The organism is Brunnivagina elsteri CCALA 953 (assembly GCF_002289455.1).
Taxonomy (GTDB): domain Bacteria; phylum Cyanobacteriota; class Cyanobacteriia; order Cyanobacteriales; family Nostocaceae; genus Brunnivagina; species Brunnivagina elsteri.
In genome coordinates this window covers 1-3,603 of record NZ_NTFS01000540.1, presented here as the reverse complement: position 1 = coordinate 3,603, position 3,603 = coordinate 1, and the positions used below count along the sequence as shown (strand labels likewise).

Here is a 3,603-nt window from a genome sequence, read left to right as displayed (position 1 = left end):
CTGTGGTGAATGAAAAAGGTGTGATTAAGAGGGTCAACCTTACTCTCAATGACACGGAGCAACAACAGTTGATTCATTCCGCACAGATTCTGCGTGACATTTTTGATACCCTGGAACTCTAGAACCATGCGTTCTGCTTGCAGCAGCGCTTCGCTATCGCATACCGAAGAAACACACAATGGCTAAATTAATTTTGATCCGTCACGGACAGAGCCTTTGGAATGCAGAGAATAAATTTACAGGATGGGTTGATGTTCCTTTAGGCGAACAGGGACGAGCAGAGGCAACGATCGCCTCCTGCAAACTGAAGGATTATCGAGTCAGAGTTTGCTTTACCAGTCTGCTGTTTCGCGCGATTGAAACTGCAATTATTATCTTGACAGAAGTAGAGGATATTTGCGACGGGAGAATTCCGATCATCAAGCATCAGGCAGATGATGAAGACTGGCATGGTTGGGATAAATATAAAGGCGATCCCGAACAGCAACTACCAGTTTATCTGACAGCGAAGCTGGATGAACGGTACTATGGGGAACTGCAAGGGTTGAATAAAGCTGAAACCGCAGTAAAATTTGGTCAAGAGCAGGTGCAACTCTGGCGACGATCATATACTGTGGCTCCACCGGGTGGCGAAAGTTTGGCAGATACGGTCAAGCGCACTGTTCCATTTTTTTGCGATCGCATTTTGCAGCACTTAATCACAGGAGATAATATCTTGGTTGTAGCGCATGGAAATTCACTTCGTGCCATCATTAAGCACCTGGAAAATCTATCCGAAGAGGAGATTGTCAACGTTGAGTTAGGCACAGCAATTCCAATTGTCTATGACATTGACGCTTATGGTCAGATCGCCAACAAAGTGATTTTGAATTGAGATCGAAGCCATCCGTGAGAGGTTCAGGTAATTGCACATTTGTCAAGAGGGTGGAGGAAAAGGTAGCAATTCCAAATTCAAAATTTGATGGTTCTGAAACCCTTACGCCAAGGGGAATTAACAATTATTGACAATTTGGATAATGGCTGAAACGGCGTAAAATCGTTCTGAATTTGGAATTGCTGGATTTAATACCCTCATCAAACCCAGTAAGAAAGCGATTAAGAAACACTATGATGCCTTAGCAGAAATAATCGATACCCACAAGTCAGCTTCACAAGAAGCATTAATAGCTCACCTAAATCCAGTAATTTCTGGATGGGTCAACTATTATTCAACATAAGTGAGTTCGGAAATATTTTCTCACATAGACCATCAGATTTTTCAAAAGCTCTCCAGATGGGCGAATCGCCGACACCCCGGTAAATCCGGGTCATGGGTAGCCAAAAAATACTGGCATACCATTGAGGGCGATAACTGGGTATTCTCAGTATCCAAAGACGGAAAAGTTGCAGAAACTCTAATCCGACACTCTAACAAAAAAATTGTTAGGCACGTCAAAGTTAAAGGGACTGCATCCCCCTTCGATGGGAACCTGAAATACTGGAGTTCCAGAAGGGGAGCAACGCGATTTGGTGAGGTCTGGCAAAAAAGGTGCGATCGCTAAAAATCATATTTAAGTACAAAGTAATTTTATTTACAGAGGTTGTACTGTTTGACAGGATAAATCATCTTCATGAGATATCTCAAAAAGATTGCTAGCAAGTCATTTGACTATTATTAAAAAAAAATCTGCAACAGAGCTTGATTACTTGGTATTAATTGCAGCAACAAATCGATTAAAACCTGTATCAAGGTATAAAATATTTTAAGCTGCTTTCGGCTTAATGAATGAATTTAAGATAGAATCACAAAAATTATTCCAGCTTCCAGCTATCCATTGACAGCGAAGATGTAACATAATTTCAGCATTATTTTTTAACCAAAATTTACCGTTTCTTTTCATCCGTAAGTTAACGTGAAATCTTGCCATCGGGGAGTATCCCCGTGGCAAAGTTTCACCACTTGACGAATTAAACTTTCAACTGCACCACTGCCAATAGGAAGTTTTTGAAACGCAACTTCGTTATATTTTAAAAGCCGTCTTCGGTAAGCTTTTAAAATGTAATTTCGTTCTCGCACTAAAGTTTTACAACGTTCCCCAGTAGCCGATAATGATTGGTAACAAGTTAAGGTTTTTAAGGTTTTGTCAAGAGCAGTATAAAGGGACTTAGGCATCGAGGAAAATAGTTGATAGTGTATCTCCCAGAACAATGCCAAAGAAAAAACCAAGAAATCCTGACCATGTTCGTCGTCGAAATACCCCACTTGCAGACAATGAGGCAATCACTCAACACTTAAAAGACTTGTTAAGTCCAGCAATATACGCTCAAAGTTCCTATTATCGGAGCCTGGGACTACGCGAACGCATACTCAATCTGTCATTAATGGTTGCAGCGATGTTAACTGTGATTTGGCGGCAAGTACCATCGGTAAATGAACTGACTCGAATGTTGGAGCAGAAAGAATTGCTGTGGGGTAAAGCTGTTAAAGTATCACAACAGGCATTGTCACAAAGGTTTCTCAGTTTTCCGGCAGAACTATTTGAACGAGTTTTTCACGATTTATTACCATTATTGCAATCGCGTTGGCTTCTTCGTGAAAAACGACCTCTGCCAGCAGCAGTCAAATATGCCAAGAAGTATTTTGAGAATATATGGATTGCGGACGGGTCAACACTCGAAGCTTTATTTCGTAAATTAGATAGTTTAAAAGATGTTCCACAAGGTAAGTTAGCTGGCAAGATATGTACAGTGATTGATTTGTTAACACGATTACCTGTACAAGTTTGGTTTCATACCAATCCCTTAGCACATGATACTAATTTTCTCGATGATTTAATTAATATTGCTAGTGCTAAAACCTTGCTAGTTCTTGACCGTGGCTTTTATGATTTTGGTTTTTTCTTGCGCTTAATTGCCAAACAGATTGATTTTATCACTCGCATTAAATCAAATGCAGTATTTGATGTTGAGCGGATTTTGAGCTACGACTACACACTTAGAGACCGTGTAATTTCCTTCAACACAAAAGATAAACACCAACAAATATTACGTTTACGCCTAATCGAAGTCAAGCAAGGCAAAACTTGGTATGCCTATGTTACCTCAGTTCTAGACCCTCAAATTCTTCCACCCTACGTCGTTGCCGATCTTTATGCCAGACGATGGAGAATTGAAGAATCATTTAATACTGCTAAACGCTTGCTGGGATTAAGTTATTTATGGACTGGTTCAATCAATGGTATCAAGCTTCAAGTTTGGGCAACTTGGTTGTTCTATGCAGTTTTAATTGACCTCGCAGACGCTGTTGCTGATGAACTAGCCCTTCCGTTTGACCGCATTTCCTTAGAGATGATTTTTCGCGGGCTTTATCATTTTAATCATGCTTACGACAGGGGTCGAGCCACTGACCCCGTTTTATTTTTTGCCGCTCCAGAGAATAAAAATCTTGATGTTGTCAAGACAATACGAAAAAAACCTCAAACCCTTGATTTATCCCCTTTTCCTTTACCCTTGACAATTCCTGCTTTTCCTTAACTTGTTACTAATCGCCGATAATATAAACTCGTCCATGTTTTTGTGTTTTCTCATGCCACCAAAAAGAGTGTTTGCTGCATTGTTTTATCT

2 protein-coding genes and 2 pseudogenes are annotated in these 3,603 nt (G+C 40.2%); 3 read left to right on the top strand and 1 reads right to left on the bottom strand.

Features of this window, described 5'->3' with window-relative positions; genetic code table 11:
* Window positions 1-178 precede the first annotated feature (178 nt).
* Together CK510_RS27955 and CK510_RS27950 are read left to right on the top strand one after the other, a co-directional pair.
* Window positions 179-874, top strand: coding sequence for a 2,3-bisphosphoglycerate-dependent phosphoglycerate mutase (locus tag CK510_RS27955; RefSeq protein WP_095724758.1), 696 nt, complete (start codon window positions 179-181; stop codon window positions 872-874).
* Window positions 875-1,052: 178 nt separating this feature from the next.
* A pseudogene (locus CK510_RS27950) lies at window positions 1,053-1,541 on the top strand (group II intron maturase-specific domain-containing protein).
* Between the two features lie 201 nt (window positions 1,542-1,742).
* On the opposite strand, the pseudogene CK510_RS27945 reads toward CK510_RS27950, so the two are convergent.
* Window positions 1,743-2,083 (bottom strand): annotated as a pseudogene (locus CK510_RS27945) (hypothetical protein); the annotation flags it as partial.
* Window positions 2,084-2,187: 104 nt separating this feature from the next.
* Between CK510_RS27945 and CK510_RS27940 the strand changes: the two are divergent.
* Window positions 2,188-3,513, top strand: a complete 1,326-nt coding sequence (locus CK510_RS27940; protein ID WP_095724757.1) for an IS4 family transposase — start codon at window positions 2,188-2,190, stop codon at window positions 3,511-3,513.
* Window positions 3,514-3,603 lie beyond the last annotated feature (90 nt).

Bases quoted from the DNA above. Each gene is read 5' to 3' on its own strand.
- CK510_RS27955 (WP_095724758.1), top strand. From the start codon at position 179: ATGGCTAAATTAATTTTGATCCGTCACGGACAGAGCCTTTGGAATGCA.
- CK510_RS27940 (WP_095724757.1), top strand. From the start codon at position 2,188: ATGCCAAAGAAAAAACCAAGAAATCCTGACCATGTTCGTCGTCGAAAT.